Raw genomic sequence first — 17,330 nt, 5'->3', positions numbered from 1 at the left:
CCGGCGCGGCACGCCGAGGGGTCGTCGTCGGTGGCTGATCCCCCTGCGGCCGCGGGGGCCGGAACACCCTGTCGAACCTACTCCGGCTCACGGCCCTGTCAAGCGGTAGCGGTCAGACGAACATGTCGAACAGGGGGACGCCGTCGCGCACGGTCTGCAGGCACCGCGGGCGCGGCACGTCCGGGCCGAGCTCCGGCAGGAGCGGCTGCCCGGCGCGCGCGTCCGTGCTCCACGACGACGTCGTGCGCCCGAGCGCACCCTGCACGACCAGGTGCTCGCCCCGCCACACCGCCAGGTGCGCGGGCGCCCCGACGCGCAGCTGCCCGGCGCCCGTGTGGTCCAGGCCCGCGATGCGCCAGCCGCCGCGCGTGTGCGCACGGAACGCGGCCCGCGCCGAGATCTGCTGGTCCGGGTCCACGTGCGACATGGCCGCGAGCACGCCCGCCCACGGGTCGAGCCGCGTCACCGGCGCGTCCGACCCGAACGCGAGCGGCACGCCCGCGCCCGCGAGGTCGGCGAACGGGCTCAGGCCCTCGGCCCGGGTCGCGCCCACGCGCGCCGCGTACATGCCGTGCGGCCCGCCCCACGCGGCGTCGAACGCGGGCTGGATGCTCAGGCTCACGCCGAACAGCAGCAGGGACGCCAGCGCGGTCGCGTCCACGAACAGCGCGTGCTCCACGCGGTGGCGCGCCGCGCGGACCGCGCCCTGGCCGTGCACCTCCGCGGCGACCTTGAGCCCGAGGACGAGCTCGTCCATCGCGCGGTCGCCGATGACGTGGAACCCGCCCTGCGTGCCGGCCGCGCCGACCGCGGACAGGTGGTTCGCGATCTGCTCCGCGCTCAGGTAGAGGTTGCCGCGGTCGGCGCGGTCGGGGCCGTCCCGGTAGGGCAGGCGCATCGCCGCCGTGCGCGACCCGATCGACCCGTCCACGTTGAGGTCGCCCGCGATGCCCGTCAGGCCCGGCACGTCCGCTAGGAGCTCGCGCGCGTCGTCGACCGTGGTGCACAGCTCCCCCCGGTACCCGACGACGTGCGCCAACCCCGAGGACGCCTCGCCCGTGAGCGCGAGCAGCTCACGCAGCCCGGCGCGCGTGTCGATGTGCGGGGCGCTCATCTCGTGCACCGACACGATCCCCTGCTCCGCCGCGGCACGCAGCGCCGCCCGGTACAGGGCGGTGCGCCGCGTCGGCGACACGTCGCGCGCGACGTCCCGCGCCACGTGGTGCGCCTCCCCCGTGACCCAGCCGGACCCGTCCCACCCGGGGCGCCCCTCCAGGGCGCACCGCCGCGCGAGCGTCGTGGAGACCACCGCCGAGTGCACGTCGACGCGCGCCGCGTACACCGCGCGCCCGCCCGCGGCCGCGTCCAGCTCCTCGCGCGTCGGCGGGCGACCCTCGGGCCAGGCCCGCTCGTCCCACCCGAACGCGAGCACGACGTCGTCCTCCCCCGCGTCCGCGGCGGCCTTCGCGACCGCCTCGAGCGCGGCGGCGAGGGTCGTCACGCCGGCGCTCGCGGACAGGTCGACGCCCGCGAGGGCGAGCCCGACCTCGAACAGGTGGACGTGCGCGTCGACGAACCCGGGCGCGACGAGCGCGCCGTCGAGGTCGATGACGCGGTCGGCGCGGGCGGCGAGCCCGTCGGCCGTGTCATCGGCGCCGATCCAGGCGATGACGCCGTCGTCGACGAGGAGCGCTTCCGCGAACGGGTCGGCCTGGGAGTGGATCACGCCGCCGCGGTACAGGGTTGAGGCCACAATCCTTCACGATACCGCCACAACCGCCCCGAAGCTCACCTGCCCGGTCGGGCGTCGGCGCAGGTGGGGCCGGGTGTCGTGCACGTCACGGCGTCGGCTCAGACGCTGGAGTACGCGACGACGCCCCGGCGCAGCCTGTCGATCGCCTGGTGCGCGGTGCGCCGCACCGCGGGGGTGGGGGCGGCGGTCGCGACCTGGTCGAGGACGTCGATCACCTGCTTGCACCAGCGCACGAAGTCGCCGGCCGCGATCTCCGAGCCGCGCAGGACGGCGTCGAGGCTGCGGCCCACGGCCCAGCGGTGCACGGCCGTGACGAGACCCTCGTCGAGCTGCCCGGTGGCGTCGATGTCGTGCGCGTCCTCGAGGTCGTCCACCTCCGACCACACGCGCGTGGTCGCCTCGAGCGCGCGGGCGAGCTTGCCGTGCGGGCCGCCGGGGACGTCGGGCTCGCCGTGGTCCTCGCGCCGTCCCGCGTACACGCACGTGGACACCACCGCCGCGAGGGCGGGGGCGTCGAGGTCCTCCCACACGCCGCGGCGCAGGCACTCGGCGAGCAGCAGGTCGTTCTCCGCGTACAGGCGCCGCAGCCACTGCCCGTCGCGCGTGACGCGCAGCCCGGCGCTGCGCGCGCGGTCACGCCCGTGGCCGTCGTCGCCGTCGCGGGGGCCGTGGGCGGGTTCCTCCGCGTCCAGGGCGTCCTCGAGCGGCGCGACCGGGTCGTCCGCGACGTCGTCCGGCGCGAGGTAGCCGAGGGTGAGCAGGACGTCGCAGATGCGGTCGAACACGCGCGCGATGGACCCGGTGCGGCCCTCGACGCGGCGCACGAGCTGGTCGTGCTCCTTCTTGAGGCGCGCCCACCGCTCGGCCCAGCGGGCGTGGTCCTCGCGGTCGGGACAGTCGTGGCACGGGTGGGCGCGCAGCTGGGCGCGCAGGCGCGAGAGCTCGGCGTCGTCCGCGGCGGCCGACCGGGTGCGGGTCGTGCGGCCGGGACGCGTGCCGGGCTCGCCGAGCGCCCCGAGGGCGTTGCGCAGCGTGGACGCGAGGTCGCGCCGCTGTGCGGGGACGCGCGGGTTGAACGACTTGGGGACCCGGACCTTGGCGACGGTGCGGATGCCGCCGGGCGCGTCGGCGACGGTGAGCTTCTTCACCTGCCGGTCCTGCGTGAGCACGGTGGGTCGAGGGCCGTCGAACCCTGCCCCCTCCCCCGGGTCGAGCACGACGACGTAGCCCGCGCGGCGCCCCGAGGGCACCTCGACCACGTCGCCGGGCCGCAGCCGCTCGAACGCCGCCACGACCTCCGCGCGGCGGGACCGGCTCGCGGCGCGCGACAGGTCGCCCTCGCGGGCGGTGATGCGGCGGCGCAGCGCCGCGTACTGGGCGAAGTCGCCGCGGTCGCACGTCATGGCGCGCGCGTACCCGTCGAGCGCCTCGGCGTGCGCCTGCGCCTGCTTCGCGAGCCCGACCACGCCGCGGTCCGCCTGGAACTGGGCGAACGACGTCTCCAGCACCTCGCGCGCCCGGTCCCGCCCGACCTGCGCGACGAGGTTGACCGCCATGTTGTACGTGGGCCGGAAGCTGGAGCGCAGCGGGTACAGGCGCTTGGACGCCAGGCCCGCGAGGTGCACGGGGTCGAGGCCCGCGTGGTCGACGACGACCGCGTGCCCCTCGACGTCGATGCCGCGCCGCCCCGCCCGTCCGGTGAGCTGGGTGTACTCGCCGGGCGTGACGTCCACGTGCGCGGTCCCGTCCCACTTGACGAGCTTCTCCAGCGCGACGGACCGTGCGGGCATGTTGATGCCGAGCGCGAGCGTCTCGGTGGCGAACACGACCTTGACCAGGCCGCGGCTGAACAGCTCCTCGACGGTCTCCTTGAACACGGGCAGCATCCCGGCGTGGTGCGCCGCGATCCCGCGCGCGAGCGACTCGGTCCACGTCCAGTAGCCGAGCACCTCGAGGTCCTCCGCGGGGATGGTCTCGGTACGCTCCTCCGCGACCCGCCGGATCTCGGCCTCCTCCGCGGGCGAGGTGAGGCGCAGCCCCGCGGCGAGGCACTGCTGGACGGCGCCCTCGCACCCGGCACGGGAGAAGATGAAGTAGATCGCGGGCAGCAGCCCGTCCGCGTCCAGGGCGTCCACGACGGCGAACCGCGCCGGGGTGCGCCGTGCGCCGAGGGCACGGTCGGGGCCGGGGCGACGCCCGCCCCGCCCCCGGTACCCGCGGTCTCCGGGCCCGCGCCGACCGCCCGGGCCCGACGCGCTCGTGCGCGGGGCCGCGCGGAACGCGGCCAGCAGGTCCGGGTTGATGGGCGGGTTCACGCCCGGGTCGGTCGGGTCCACGTGCCCCGCGTACAGGTCGAGCAGGTCCGCGCCGAGCGCCCGGCCGCCGCCGGCGTGCGCGACGCCGGTCGCCGGGTTCGCCGACGCGACGAGCACGTGCTGCCACAACGGCACGGGCCGGCGCTCGCTGACGACGACGGTCGTGTCGCCGCGCACCATCTCCAGCCAGTCGCCGAACTCCTCCGCGTTGGACACCGTCGCGGACAGGGACACGAGCTGCACGTCGTCGGGCAGGTGGATGATGACCTCCTCCCACACCGGCCCGCGGAACCGGTCGGCGAGGTAGTGCACCTCGTCCATGACGACGAACGCGAGCCCGTCGAGCGTGCGCGAGCCCGCGTAGAGCATGTTGCGCAGCACCTCGGTCGTCATGACGACGACGGGCGCCTCCCCGTTGATCGTCGTGTCGCCGGTGAGCAGGCCCACCGAGTCGACGCCGTAGCGGCGCACGAGGTCGCCGTACTTCTGGTTCGACAACGCCTTGATCGGAGTGGTGTAGAACGCCTTGCGCCCGCCCGCGAGGGCCAGGTGGACGGCGAACTCGCCCACGACCGTCTTGCCCGCGCCCGTGGGCGCCGCCACGAGCACACCGCGCCCCTCCTCGAGCGCCTCGCACGCGCGCTCCTGGAAGTCGTCGAGCGGGAAGTCGAGCACCTGCCGGAACTCCGCGAGCCGGGTGCGGGACGCCGCCTGGCGAGCTCGGGACGCGGCGTAACGGGCGGCGGGCGATTCAGCGGCCGTCATGGTGCCAGCCTACGGTCCGGCGCCGAGCACGCCGGTCGGAGCGCGGGTGCGGCGCGGCGGGCGGTCCGCAGGCGATCGGCGCGTCGTCGGCGGACGGCCGGCGGATGGTCAGCGCGCGACGGGGCCGGCCGCGGCGTCCAGGACGCGCAGCGCGCCCGGGACCACGTCGACCCGCAGGGGCAGGGGTCCCAGGTGCTCACCGTCGGCGAACGCGTGCGGCGGTGCCGCGCCGGCCCCGGTCGCCGCGATCGTCACCGACGTCGCGCGCAGCGTCCCCACCCCGGGGTTCGCCAGATGCCGCCCGGCGTACATGCCGGGGAAGATGCGGGCCGCGCCCCAGCGCGCGAACGGGCCCGCGACGACGACGTCGAGCAGGCCGTCGTCGAGCGCCGCGCCCGGCGCGATCCGGATGCCGCCGCCGATGCGCGGCCCGTTCGCGACCGACACGAGCGCCCCCGGAGACTCCCACACCACGGTCCGCCCGCCCTGCGCGTCGGGGACGTCAGGGCTCGTCCCGACGGCGACACGGTCGGGCAGGAGGGGCGCCCCCGCGAGCAGCGCGGGCAGCTCGTCGCCCGCGGGCACGCCGCGCAGCGTCACCCGGTACCCGTACGGGCGGTACCGCGTGATCTCGGTGAGGGCCGAGCGCGCATACCGGGACCGGCCGCGCGGCCACGTGGCGGCGTTCGCATGGGCGTTGACGGCGGCGTCGATCCCCGCGGAGAGCACGCCCGCGTACCAGCGCGGCGTGGCCAGGTGCTCGCCCATGACCCGTGCGGCGTCGACGGCGCGAACGGAGGGCACGGCGCTCGCGGAGGTGCCGAGTGCCGCGAGGAGGGCGTCCACGCACCGGTCCGCGCGGGTCGTGGGCAGCCCGAGGCCGTGCGCGAAGTCGTTGCCCGTCCCGACCGCGACGATGCCGAGCGGGACGCCGGTCCCGGCGGTCGCGTTGACACCGAGGTGCACCATGCCGTCCCCGCCGACGACGACGAGGGCGTCCACCCGGGGTCTCGCTCCCGCGTCGTCGCCGCCCGTGCCACGCACGGCGGCGTCGGCCGACTCCTGGGCGAGGGGCAGGCTCGGGGCGCTGAGGTCGACGACGTCGTGCCCGGCCGTGCGCAGCGTCTCGGCGGTGCGCACGCCCGCGGCGCGACCTCGCCCGCGCCCAGCCGTCGGGTTGACGACGAGCGCGACCGTGCTCACGCGCGGCCCCCGCGCCCGACGGGGCGCGGCCGGGGCGTGCGGGTCACAGGGCGAGCCGTGCGGCGTCGAGCTTGTCGACGCGCCGGTCGTGGAGGTAGCTGATGCCGAGCGCCGCGAAGTACAGGCCACAGATCGGGAGCGCCACGAAGATCATCGTCAGCGCGTCCGGCGTCGGGGTCATGACGGCCGCGAACACGAACGCGATGAGCACCGCCCAGCGCCAGCCCTTGGCCAGGGCGGACGCGCGGACGAGCCCGGCCGCGTTGAGCGCGACGAGCACCACGGGCAGCACGAACGCGAGACCGAACGCCAGCACGAGGCGCATGACGAAGCTCAGGTAGCCCTGCGCGTCGGCGAGGTTGGTAGCGCCGTCGGGCACGAACCCGGCGAGGATGTCGACCGCGTGGGGCAGGACCCACCACGCGAGGAGAGCGCCGCCGAGGAACAGCGGGACCGACGCACCGAGGAACGCGAACGCGTACCTCTTCTCCCGGGTCGTCAGCCCGGGGGTGATGAACGCCCACAGCTGGTACAGCCACCACGGGCACGTGACGATGACGCCGAGGAACAGGGAGACCTTGACCTTCATGTCGAGCGCGGAGGCCAGGCCCGAGAAGTTCAGGCTGATGACCTTGCCCTGCTCCTCCGCCGCCTTGAGCAGCGGCGCCTGCAGCGCCTCGAGCAGAGGCTCGTAGAGGAACCACCCGACGATCGCTCCGACCACCAGGCCGCACGCGGCGAGGAAGAGACGCTTGCGCAGTTCCAGGAGGTGCTCGCGGAGCGGCATCCGCCCCTCGGGGTCACGGGACGTACGTGACACCGACTATCCCTTCGAGGTGTCGCCCGGTTCGGGCGACGTCGTCCCTCCGGTCACGGTCGGCGCGGAGGTACCGGTCGACGCGGTCGTCGTGCCGGTGCCGCCCGCCGCGGGCGGCGTGGTGTCGTCCTCGCGCAGGTCCTTGACCTCGCTCTTGAAGATCTTCAGCGACTGCCCGACGCTCTTGGCCAGGTCCGGGAGCCGGCGGGCGCCGAACAGGAGCAGGATGACGACGACCAGCACGATGATGTGCCAGGGCTTGAGCATGCCCATGGGCTAACTCCTCCTCGAGGCGAACGGCGCTACGCGAGCGAGTCTACGCGGTGAACCCTACGCGTTGAACCGGCCCCAGCGGTACCAGACCTGCTCGTCGCGCCGCCGCCGCTGCACGCGCCGCTCCGCCCGCTCGGCGCGCAGCAGGTCCACGCGCTCCTGGAGCACGACCGGGTCGTCGAACAGGGTCGGCGCGGTCGACGGCCGCGCCTCCTCCAGCGCGCGGGACAGCTCGTCCGCCCGCGCGCTCATGTCCGCGGCCACCTGCGACGCGCGCGACACCTCGCGCCCCAGCCCCTTCACCGACCGCCACAGGCGCCGCGCGAGGAAGAACGCGCCCACGAGCGTGCCCACGACGAGCAGCGTCCAGACCCAGAACCACATGCCGCCCACCCTAGCCAGCGGCCCGGTCGTCGCCCGACGGGTCGCCCCCGGGGCCCACGACCTCGCCCGGCAGGTGCGCGTACGCGGACAGGGCGGCGCTCGCGGCCTCGCGCACGTCGTGCGCGACCGAGGCCGGCTCGACGGCGAGCACGTGCCTCGCCCGCTCGGTGAGGAGCTGGCGCAGCCAGACAGGGTTGGTGACGCGCAGGCGCACCTCGAACGCGCCGTCGGGCAGGTTGCGGACGGACTCGACGGGGACCTGCTCGGCGACGGCGCGCGCGGGGCTGGCGAACGTGATCGTCGCGAGCGGGGCGTCGCCGGTGGGCGTGAAGTCGACGTCGGGGTCGACGTCGTGCCCCTCGACGGGATGCTCGAGCTCGGTGGCGTCGAGGATCCGGTCGACGCGGAACGTGCGCCGGCCGCGGGCGCGGTGGCACCACGCGAGCAGGTAGGCGTGCTCGTCCTGCGTGTGCAGGGACACGGGGTCGACCTCGCGCTCGGACTCCTCGTCGGCGGCCGTCACGTACCGGATGCGCAGGCGGTGGCCCGCGACGAGCGCGCTCGTGATCGCGGCCACCACGCGCGGGTCGCCCTCGGGGGCGAGCTGCACGTCGAGCGCCGCCGCCGCCTCCCCGGTCGCGTCGGTGAGCTTGCGCAGCACCGACTCGACGACGCCCGCGCGCTCCGGGTCGGCCTGCACCGCCGCGGTCTCGCGCATCGCGCGCAGCGCCGCGATGAGCGCCACCGCCTCGCGCGTGCCGAGCCGCAGGGGCCGGGTCATGCCGCGCGCCTCGGTGAGCCGCACGACGCCGCGCTCGATCGAGTCGGCGTCGAAGTCGATGAGGTCGTCCGGCCAGTACCCGGGCGTGCCCGACACCCACAGGGCGTCGACGTCGTCCAGCACCTGGCGCTCGCTCACGCCGAAGTGCCGGGCGAGCTCGCCCACCGGCACCGGACCGGCGCCGTCCAGGTACGCGACGATGCCCAGCAGGCGCACCAGCCGGTCGTCCGCGCGCTCAGCCACGCCCCGTCACCTCCGTCGACCCCTCGCCCTGCTCCGCGGCGGCCGCGGTGTCGCGCGCGGAGCCCAGCGTCGCCGCGTCCCGCAGCCTCCGCACGACCGCCGCGCGCAGGTCCGGCGGACCCAGCACCAGCACCGCGTCCCCGTACCCCACGACCTCGTCGGCCATCGCGTACCGCACGTCGTACGCGACCTCCAGCACGTCGCGCCCCGCACCGTCGCCCGCCCGGGCGTCCGGCACCGACCCCACGACCGTGCCGCGCGCCCGCAGCGCGCCCGCGCGCTCCGGCACCACGGCCAGGCGCGCGACCCCGCCCGCGTCGCGCGTACCCAGGGCCGCGTCGACGTCCACGTCCGCCGGCACCTCGAACGCGTCGCGCGGGCCCGTCGCCCGCACGCGACCCTCGACCCGGCTCAGCCGGTACGACCGCGGCGCCCCCCGGTCCAGGTCGAACCCCACCAGGTACCAGCCGCCGCGCCGCGCCGCGATCCGCCACGGGTGCGCGCGCCGCGCCCGCACCTCGCCCGTGCTCGCCGCCCGGTACGTGAACGACACCGCACGCCGCGTCGAGATCGCGTCCATGAGGGTCGCGTACGCGTCGCCCACCGGCCGCACCTGCGGCGCCAGGCCCGCCACGACGTCCATCGCGGTCTCCCCCGCGCCCGCCGCACGCAGCTTCGTCAGCGCCCGCGAGATGTCCGTGCGCAACGTCTTGTCCTGCCAGAACTGCGCCGCCAGCGCCAGCACGCCCAGCTCCGCCGGCGTGAGGTCCACCGCGGGCAGCGCGTACGCGTCCTGGTCGATCCGGTACCCCACCTCGTCCGCGTGCCCGCCCGCGTCCACCGTGACGATCGGGATGCCCAGGTCGCGCAGCGTGTCCTTGTCTCTCTCGAACATCCGTTCGAACGCGTCCGGGGACGGCGCGTCGCCGTACCCCGCCACGCTGAGGCGGATCTGCTGCTTCGTCATCGACGCGTTCGTGTTCACCAGCGCGATCACCAGGTTCAGCAGGCGCGCGGCCGGGTTGGTCGGCGACGACCCCGACGACGAGGGCGCGGGATCGGGCGCGACGGAAGGGGGCGTGGGCTCGGACATCGGCACCACGCTAGTCGGTCGATAGGGTGTGCCGCGTGATCACGTGGCGGACCGCGACCGTGATGTCGCACGCGAAGGCCTGGACCGGCGCCCAGGAGCTGCACGTGCGGCTCCACGACCCCCTCCCCGGGCGCGACGACGACCCCGACGCCACCGTGCGCGCCCTCGCCTACACCCAGCTCGTCGGCACCCCCGACCCCGGCGACCACGTGCTCCTCAACGTCTCCGCCCTCGCGCGCGGCCTCGGCACCGGCGGGTACGCCCTCGTCGTCGGGCCGGCCCAGCCCGGCACCCCCCTCCCGCCCGACCCCGCTCCCGGGCCCGGCCACCTCGTCAAGGCCCGGTACACCCCCCTCCAGGCGCTCGTCCTCGGCGTCGACGAGCAGGAGTCCCCCCACCACGACACCCTCCGCGACGCCGACGACCTCGCCGACACCCCCGTCGTCGTCGCCGACCTCCACTCCGCCCTGCCCGCCGTCGTCGCCGGCGCCCGGCACGCCGCGGCGCTCGCGGGCCGCCCCGCGCCCCGCGTCGCCTACGTCATGACCGACGGCGGCGCCCTGCCCGCCGCGTTCTCCCGCACCGTCGCCACCCTGCGCGACGCCGGCTGGATCGACACCTGCCTCACCGTCGGGCAGGCGTTCGGCGGCGACCTCGAGGCCGTCACCGTGCACACCGGCCTCCTCGCCGCGCGCCACGTCACCGGCGCCGACCTCGTCGTCGTCGCCCAGGGCCCCGGCAACCTCGGCACCGGCACGCGCTGGGGCTTCTCCGGCGTCGCTGCGGGCGAGGCCCTCAACGCGGTCGCCGCCCTGGGCGGCCGCCCTGTCGCGTCCCTGCGTGTTTCCGGTGCCGACGCCCGCGACCGTCACCTCGGCGTCTCCCACCACTCCCTCACCGCGTACGGCCGCGTCGCCCTCGCCGCCTGCGACGTCCCCGTGCCCGTCCCGGCCCCCGACGTCGAGGCGCTCCCCGGGTGGGGCGCCGACCTCACCCGCCGCGTCGCCGAGCAGGCCGCGACCCTCGCCGCACCGACCGGGCGCCACCACCTCGTCGACGTCCCCGCCGGCGAGGACCTCCTCGACGCGCTCCACGCCGTCCCCGTCCGGCTGTCCACCATGGGCCGCGGCCTCGACACCGACCCCGCCGCGTTCGTCGCCGCCGCCGTCGCCGGCGTCCACGCAGAGTCGCTCCGACCTGCATGACCGCACCGGGGGACGACCATCGCCGGCCCGGACCGGCACGCTTCGCCGCCGCCCGCACCCCGTGGACCTGGCAGCCGCCCGGCTGGTTCCGTGGCCTCGCGCCGCCTCCCGACCCCCTCGCGCTCGCGACCGGGTACGCAGGTGCGGCGCTCCGGACGACGGGACTCGCGCCGTCGTGCCCGTCGCGCGGCGCCTCCTCACGAGCCAGACGGTCCTGCCCGTGCTGGCGCTCGGCGTCCAGGCGGTCACGCTCGGTGAGGTCTCGTCCACGGTCTCGACGGCGCTCGACGGGCTCGCCGTGCTCGACGTCGTCCTCCTCGTGCGCACCGGGACTGATCGCTCGTCCTGCGAAGAGCATGCGACGGCACCACGATGGTCGGTGACGACGCCGACCGCCGTCCCGCCGCCACCGCGGCGTGCGCACCCGACCCGAGGAGGCACCCATGGCCGCTCGCTCCGACCTGCCGAAGTACACCGTCCCGTCGCTCACCCCCGAGGAAGGGGCGAAGGTCGCCGGGATCCTCCAGGAGCGTCTGCATGCGCTCAACGACCTGCAGCTCACGCTCAAGCACATCCACTGGAACGTCGTCGGCCCGCACTTCATCGCGGTGCACGAGATGATCGACCCCCAGGTCGACGCCGTGCGTGCGATGGTCGACGCCATCGCCGAGCGCATCGCGACCCTGGGCGTCTCCCCGAAGGGCACGCCCGGCGCGCTGGTCGCCGACCGGAGCTGGGAGGACTACTCGCTCGGCCGCGCCTCGACCATCGCTCACCTCGGCGCCCTCGACGAGGTGTACGTCGGGGTCATCACTGCGCACCGTGAGGCCGCGACCGCGACCGAGGAGCTGGACGACGTGACGAACGACCTGCTCATCGGGCACCTGCACGATCTCGAGCTGTTCCACTGGTTCGTCCGCGCCCACCTCGAGTCGACCGGCGGCGACCTCTCCACCGCCGGCGCGCGCACGGAGACCGGCGCGGCGCAGAAGGCCGAGCAGGCTGCCGCCGGCCAGCCCTGAGCCCCGTCCTCCCCCGCAGCGCCACCGACCGGCGCCCGCGTGCCCGGACCCCGCCACGCCCGTCGTGGCGGGGTCGCCTGCTTTTCGGGGCTGTGTGGTGAGTTGTCTCGGGTCGGTCAGGTGGTGAGATGCGCTTGGCACACTATTTCATCTTCGAGCGAGCCGACTAGGCTCAGGAGATGACCGACATCCCGGGTGCGCGGCCCGCCGTCCGCCAGCTCCGACTCGTCGTCGAGGCCCACGACTTCGAGGCCGCACTCGCCTTCTACCGCGACGTCCTGGGCCTCCCCCAGCGCATCGCGTATGCCGACGGCGAGGACGACCGGGTGGCGATCCTCGACGTCGGGCACGCGACCCTCGAGATCGCGAACCCGGCCCACAGGCGGGCGATCGACGACGTGGAGGTCGGGCGTCAGGTCGCCGGCCACCTGCGGGTCGCGTTCGAGGTGGACGACGCCCAGGAGGCGACGCGTCGGGCCGTCGAGGCCGGGGCGGAGCTCGTCGCTCCCCCGACGCCGACGCCGTGGCGGTCGCTCAACTCACGCCTCGACGCCCCCGCCGGCCTCCACATCACGCTGTTCCAGGAGCTCGGCGGCGAGGAGGGCGTCCCGCCCGGCGTCGTCGCCGAGCCCGGGGCCGGCGACGATCCCGCTCCCGGCGGGCGCTGACGCCTCGACCCACGCCCGTCGGACCTGCTCGAAGCGCGTCGGCAGCGGAGCCCGCACGGCGCCGTAGCGGGCGTTCGTCCGGTGCACGAACCGCCGCCACGACAGGACGAGCCCCTGCTTCGTGATGGGCAGGCCGCTCGACACCGTGACGCCGTTGTCGTGCGTGTGGTGCACCGTGAGCAGCAGCGCGCGGGGCACCGACCCCTCGAGATCTGCCGCGAGCACCTCGCGCACGGCCATCCAGCGCCGCAGCACGACGACGACGCTCGCGCTGAGCACGTGCTCGCGCACCGTGCGGTGCTTGCCGTGCGTGAGCACGACCCTCCCCTCCCCTGCGCGCGCCGTGGCCGGGCCGAGGTCGATCGCGTCGGTCGTGCAGCGCAGAAGGTCGCCGTACCGGGCACCCGTCGCTCGCGTGAGGCCGGCGATCACGGCGAGCCGCACCGTCTCCGGCTTCGCCGACTCCACCATCGCCTCGGTCGCAAGGGTCCGCCACACCCACTCCGCCTCGTCGAGCGTGACGGTCGGGCGCGGGTAGCGGGAGGCGGTCGTCCCCGCCGTCGATCCGCCTCCCCCGGCCCCGCCGTCGGGGCGTGCGGGCGGTGCGGTCTCGTCGTCGGTGGTCACGGATGAACCCTACCGCTTGGCACACTATTAGTTGTCGGACACGCGGGCGACTGCGGCGGCGCCAGGTTCGATCACCGTGGAATTGAATACCTATGCGGATTGACGCATACTTTGACCATGTCCAAGGTTCTCACCTCCCTCCCCGTCGGCGAGCGCGTCGGCATCGCGTTCTCGGGCGGCCTCGACACATCCGTCGCCGTGGCCTGGATGCGCGACAAGGGCGCCGTGCCCTGCACCTACACCGCCGACATCGGCCAGTACGACGAGCCCGACATCGCGTCGGTGCCGGGCCGCGCGACGGCGTACGGCGCCGAGGTCGCGCGGCTGGTCGACTGCCGTGCGGCGCTCGTCGAGGAGGGCCTCGCCGCGCTGGCCTGCGGTGCGTTCCACATCCGCTCGGGCGGGCGCGCGTACTTCAACACCACTCCCCTGGGCCGCGCCGTCACCGGCACCCTGCTGGTGCGCGCGATGCACGAGGACGACGTGCAGATCTGGGGCGACGGGTCGACGTTCAAGGGCAACGACATCGAGCGGTTCTACCGCTACGGCCTGCTCGCCAACCCGGCCCTGCGCATCTACAAGCCGTGGCTCGACGCCGACTTCGTCGCCGAGCTCGGGGGCCGCAAGGAGATGTCGGAGTGGCTGCTCGCCCACGACCTCCCCTACCGCGACAGCACCGAGAAGGCGTACTCGACGGACGCCAACATCTGGGGCGCGACCCACGAGGCCAAGACGCTCGAGCACCTCGACACCGGCATCGAGACCGTCGACCCCATCATGGGCGTGCGGTTCTGGGACCCCGCGGTCGAGATCGAGACCGAGGACGTGACGATCGGCTTCGTCCAGGGCCGCCCGGTCACGATCAACGGGCAGGAGTTCGAGTCCGCGGTCGCCCTGGTCCAGGAGGCCAACGCGATCGGCGGCCGCCACGGGCTCGGCATGTCGGACCAGATCGAGAACCGCATCATCGAGGCCAAGAGCCGCGGCATCTACGAGGCGCCCGGCATGGCGCTCCTGCACGCCGCGTACGAGCGCCTCGTCAACGCGATCCACAACGAGGACACCCTCGCGCAGTACCACACCGAGGGCCGACGCCTCGGCCGCCTCATGTACGAGGGGCGCTGGCTCGACCCGCAGGCGCTCATGATCCGCGAGTCCCTCCAGCGCTGGGTCAGCACCGCCGTCACGGGCGAGGTCACGCTGCGCCTGCGCCGCGGCGAGGACTACTCGATCCTCGACACCACGGGGCCCGCCTTCAGCTACCACCCCGACAAGCTCTCGATGGAGCGCACCGAGGACTCCGCGTTCGGCCCCATGGACCGGATCGGCCAGCTCACCATGCGCAACCTCGACATCGCCGACTCGCGGGCGAAGCTCGAGCAGTACGCCGGCATGGGCATCGTCGGCACGACGCACGCCGCCCTCATCGGTGCCACGCAAGCCTCGACCGAGCTCATCGGCGCGATGCCCGAGGGCGGCGCCGAGGTCATCGCCTCGCGCGGCATGGCCGAGGGCGACGACGCGCTCCTCGACCGCGCCGCCATGGAGTCGGGCACGGACTGACGTCGTCCTCGACGCTCCACGGACGCCCGGGTCGGACCACCGACCCGGGCGTCGGCGCGTCCGTCGCGCTCAGAACCGGGGCCCCGCGCGGCTAGGCTCACGGGATGAGCGCGGGCACCGGTGAGCTGTGGGGCACGATCGCTGGACCGGTCGACCACGAGCTCGTCGTCAAGAGGTCCCGGTTCCTCGCGCACCTCTCCCCCGTCGCGTCCGTCGCCGACGCGGACGCCGTGATCGCCCGCATCCGCAAGGAGCACTGGGACGCGCGGCACCACTGCGTCGCCCTCGTCGTGGGCACGCACGCCGACCAGCAGCGCTCGACGGACGACGGCGAGCCCTCCGGCACCGCGGGCGTCCCCATGCTCGAGGTGCTGCGGCACCGGCAGGTCACCGACGTCGTCGCGGTCGTCACCCGCTACTTCGGCGGCGTGCTCCTCGGCGCCGGCGGGCTCGTGCGCGCGTACTCGTCCGCGGTGAGCGAGGCGCTCGACGTCGCGCGGGCCGTGCGCCGTGCGGTGCTGACCGAGGTGCGCGTCGACGTCCCGCACGCCGACGCCGGCCGCCTCCACGGCGTCCTGCGTGACTGGGCCGTCCAGCACGACGGCACCCTCGACGACGTCACCTACGCCACCGAGGCGGAGTTCACCGTCCACGTCCCGCCCACCGAGCTCGACCGGTTCGACGCCGACCTCGCCGCCGCCACCTCGGGCGCCCTCACTGCCCAGCGCGGCACCGACCGCGTCGTCGACCTCCCCGCCTGACCGCGACACGGCCGAGGTAGAACCGTGGTCGGTCGAGGTAGAACCGTGGTCGGTCGAGGTAGAACCGTGGTTGGTCGAGGTAGAACCGCGGACCTGCCCGACGGCGCGTGGTCGCCCTGGATGGTCGTCGCTCCTGCCAGCCCCGCCATGACGCGGCACCACCACCCACCCCGCACGGCGACGTCGACGACCGTCTGCTCCCCGGCCCCGGAGCTCGCTCTCGCTCGAACAGAGTTCCGCGTCGGCTCCGCGGGCCCGCCCCTTACCCAGTGGGCCGACGGACGAGCGGTGGGGTTGGCTCGGATGCGGCCCAATGCCCGACCACAGTTCTACCTCGCGCGACCACGGTTCTACCTCGTGTGACCACGGTTCTACCTCGTGTGACCACGGTTCTATCTCGGGAGACCCGAGTCCGTTCCCAGCGTCAGTCGCTGACCCCGTCCGGGCCGACGACCGCGCCGTCGGGGACGCGCGAGGAGCCGCCCGGGTCGGCGAGCTCGGCGTCGCCGGTGACGGTGACGCCCGAGCCGAAGGTCCAGTCCCCGCGCACCGTGAGCGACCGCGCCGCGCGCAGCGACGGGGTGCCGTCGTCGAACCGGGCGTCGAACGCGGCGATGGTCTTGTAGTAGGCCGGGTCGAGGTCGACGAGGGGCGCGTCGGTCCGGGCGACGAACCGGTACCGGTCGTCGAGGTCGTAGACGTCGGAGCGCAGCACGAGGAGGTCGTTCGTCGTCTTCACCGGCAGGAACCGGTCGCGACCGACCTCGATCGCGACGGCGCCGTCGAAGACCTCGACGGCGGCGCCCATGGCGGACTCGATCTGCACGACCTCGGGCGACGACGCGTCGGTCGGGTCGACGGTCTTGGTGTTCTTGATGAGCGGGAGCTCGAGCACGCCGCCGGTGCGGTCGAGCTCCGCCGCGAGCGCCTCGAGGTCGAACCAGAGGTTGTTGGTGTTGAAGTACCGGTGCCGGCTGATGTCGGCGGCGGCGTCCTGGTCGTCCTCGGGGGTCTGCGCCGTCTCGCGCAGGACGAGGCGTCCGTCGCTGCGGCGCACGACGAGGTGGCCGCCCTTGCGGTCGGCGGGGGTGCGTCGGGCGACCTCGGCGGCGAAGGGGGCGCCGCTGGCGGCGAACCAGCCGGCCATGGCGGCGTCGGGGGCGGCGCCGAGGTTGTCGGAGTTGGAGACGCTGGCGTAGCGGTAGCCGGCGTCGAGGAGGGCGCGCAGCGCCCCGGACGCGTAGAGGGCGGTGTAGAGGTCGCCGTGGCCGGGTGGGCACCATTCGAGCTCGGGGTCGGCGGGCCAGTCGACGGGGGTGAGGTCGTCGGCGCGGAGCTTGGGCTCGCGGTTCTGGAGGAAGTCGAGCGGGAGCCCGGTGACGGGGAGGTCGTCGTGGGGAGCGAGCGCGGCGAGGGTGTCGTCCTGGGTGCGGAACGAGTTCATGAGGAGCAGGGGCAGGGGTGCTCCGGTGGCGTGCCGGGCGGCGCGGACCTGGGCGACGATGACGTCGAGGAACGTGAGGGGACCGCTGTCGGGTCGCTGAGGGTCGGCGTCGCGCACGGTGAGGAGGGACTTGGCGCGGTCCATCCCCATGGAGGTGCCGAGGCCGCCGTTGAGCTTGATGATCGCGGTGCGCCGGAGGGCGTCGCGGGCGGCGGTGTCGGGGACGTCGAGCGCGTCGCGGCGGGTGACGTCGGTGAGGGGCTCGACGTCGGACTCGGGGATCATGCCGGTCGCGCCGGACTCGAGGAGCCGGTAGAAGCGGGTGAAGACGTCGATGGCGGCGGGGGCGACTCCGGCGTCGCGCATGCGGTCGGTGGACTGGGTGAGGCCCTGGCTGCTCATGCCTCGATCGT

Annotated in this window: 14 protein-coding genes; 5 read left to right on the top strand and 9 right to left on the bottom strand. The window is 74.8% G+C overall.

Annotated elements, in window-relative coordinates:
* Positions 1 to 112 precede the first annotated feature (112 nt).
* From JN535_RS06755 to JN535_RS06720, 8 genes are all read right to left on the bottom strand, one after another.
* The gene (locus JN535_RS06755) at positions 113 to 1,753 is read right to left on the bottom strand and encodes an amidohydrolase (protein WP_205204094.1); all 1,641 of its coding nucleotides are present in this window, start codon (positions 1,751 to 1,753) and stop codon (positions 113 to 115) included.
* A 98-nt stretch (positions 1,754 to 1,851) separates the two neighbouring features.
* Positions 1,852 to 4,833, bottom strand: a complete 2,982-nt coding sequence (locus JN535_RS06750) for a DEAD/DEAH box helicase (RefSeq protein ID WP_205204092.1) — start codon at positions 4,831 to 4,833, stop codon at positions 1,852 to 1,854.
* 108 nt (positions 4,834 to 4,941) lie between these two features.
* Positions 4,942 to 6,036, bottom strand: coding sequence for a diacylglycerol/lipid kinase family protein (locus JN535_RS06745; protein WP_205204083.1), 1,095 nt, complete (start codon positions 6,034 to 6,036; stop codon positions 4,942 to 4,944).
* A 43-nt stretch (positions 6,037 to 6,079) separates the two neighbouring features.
* Entirely contained in the window at positions 6,080 to 6,823 is a 744-nt protein-coding gene (tatC, locus tag JN535_RS06740; protein ID WP_205204648.1) for a twin-arginine translocase subunit TatC, read from the bottom strand.
* 36 nt (positions 6,824 to 6,859) lie between these two features.
* On the bottom strand, positions 6,860 to 7,126 hold the full coding sequence (gene tatA, locus JN535_RS06735; protein WP_205204081.1) for a Sec-independent protein translocase subunit TatA: 267 nt from the start codon (positions 7,124 to 7,126) through the stop codon (positions 6,860 to 6,862).
* 57 nt (positions 7,127 to 7,183) lie between these two features.
* A complete protein-coding gene (locus JN535_RS06730) occupies positions 7,184 to 7,510 on the bottom strand; it encodes a hypothetical protein (RefSeq protein ID WP_205204080.1) in 327 nt (108 codons plus the stop codon).
* Between the two features lie 10 nt (positions 7,511 to 7,520).
* On the bottom strand, positions 7,521 to 8,534 hold the full coding sequence (locus tag JN535_RS06725; RefSeq protein ID WP_205204078.1) for a helix-turn-helix transcriptional regulator: 1,014 nt from the start codon (positions 8,532 to 8,534) through the stop codon (positions 7,521 to 7,523).
* Positions 8,527 to 9,627, bottom strand: coding sequence for a helix-turn-helix transcriptional regulator (locus tag JN535_RS06720; protein WP_205204070.1), 1,101 nt, complete (start codon positions 9,625 to 9,627; stop codon positions 8,527 to 8,529). The genes JN535_RS06725 and JN535_RS06720 overlap by 8 nt, the downstream gene beginning before the upstream one ends.
* A gap of 35 nt (positions 9,628 to 9,662) precedes the next feature.
* Between JN535_RS06720 and JN535_RS06715 the strand changes: the two genes are divergently transcribed.
* The 5 genes from JN535_RS06715 (at position 9,663) to JN535_RS06690 (ending at position 15,473) form a co-directional block, all read left to right on the top strand.
* A complete protein-coding gene (locus JN535_RS06715; protein WP_205204061.1) occupies positions 9,663 to 10,832 on the top strand; it encodes a DUF3866 family protein in 1,170 nt (389 codons plus the stop codon).
* Between the two features lie 443 nt (positions 10,833 to 11,275).
* Positions 11,276 to 11,854 (top strand): Dps family protein, encoded by a 579-nt coding sequence (locus tag JN535_RS06710; protein ID WP_205204060.1) that lies wholly within the window; start codon positions 11,276 to 11,278, stop codon positions 11,852 to 11,854.
* Between the two features lie 179 nt (positions 11,855 to 12,033).
* The gene (locus JN535_RS06705; protein ID WP_205204059.1) at positions 12,034 to 12,522 is read left to right on the top strand and encodes a VOC family protein; all 489 of its coding nucleotides are present in this window, start codon (positions 12,034 to 12,036) and stop codon (positions 12,520 to 12,522) included.
* Between the two features lie 744 nt (positions 12,523 to 13,266).
* Positions 13,267 to 14,712 carry an argininosuccinate synthase gene (gene argG, locus JN535_RS06695; RefSeq protein WP_205204049.1) on the top strand — a complete coding sequence of 482 codons (1,446 nt, stop codon included), beginning with the start codon at positions 13,267 to 13,269 and terminating at the stop codon, positions 14,710 to 14,712.
* A 104-nt stretch (positions 14,713 to 14,816) separates the two neighbouring features.
* A complete protein-coding gene (locus JN535_RS06690; protein ID WP_205204039.1) occupies positions 14,817 to 15,473 on the top strand; it encodes a YigZ family protein in 657 nt (218 codons plus the stop codon).
* Between the two features lie 424 nt (positions 15,474 to 15,897).
* On the opposite strand, the gene JN535_RS06685 is transcribed toward JN535_RS06690, so the two are convergent.
* The gene (locus JN535_RS06685) at positions 15,898 to 17,319 is read right to left on the bottom strand and encodes a UTP--glucose-1-phosphate uridylyltransferase (RefSeq protein ID WP_205204037.1); all 1,422 of its coding nucleotides are present in this window, start codon (positions 17,317 to 17,319) and stop codon (positions 15,898 to 15,900) included.
* Positions 17,320 to 17,330: the final 11 nt, after the last annotated feature.

It is taken from the genome of Cellulosimicrobium cellulans (genome assembly GCF_016921195.1).
GTDB classification, from domain to species: Bacteria; Actinomycetota; Actinomycetes; order Actinomycetales; family Cellulomonadaceae; genus Cellulosimicrobium; species Cellulosimicrobium cellulans_F.
This window is presented reverse-complemented; position numbering and strand designations above follow the sequence as displayed.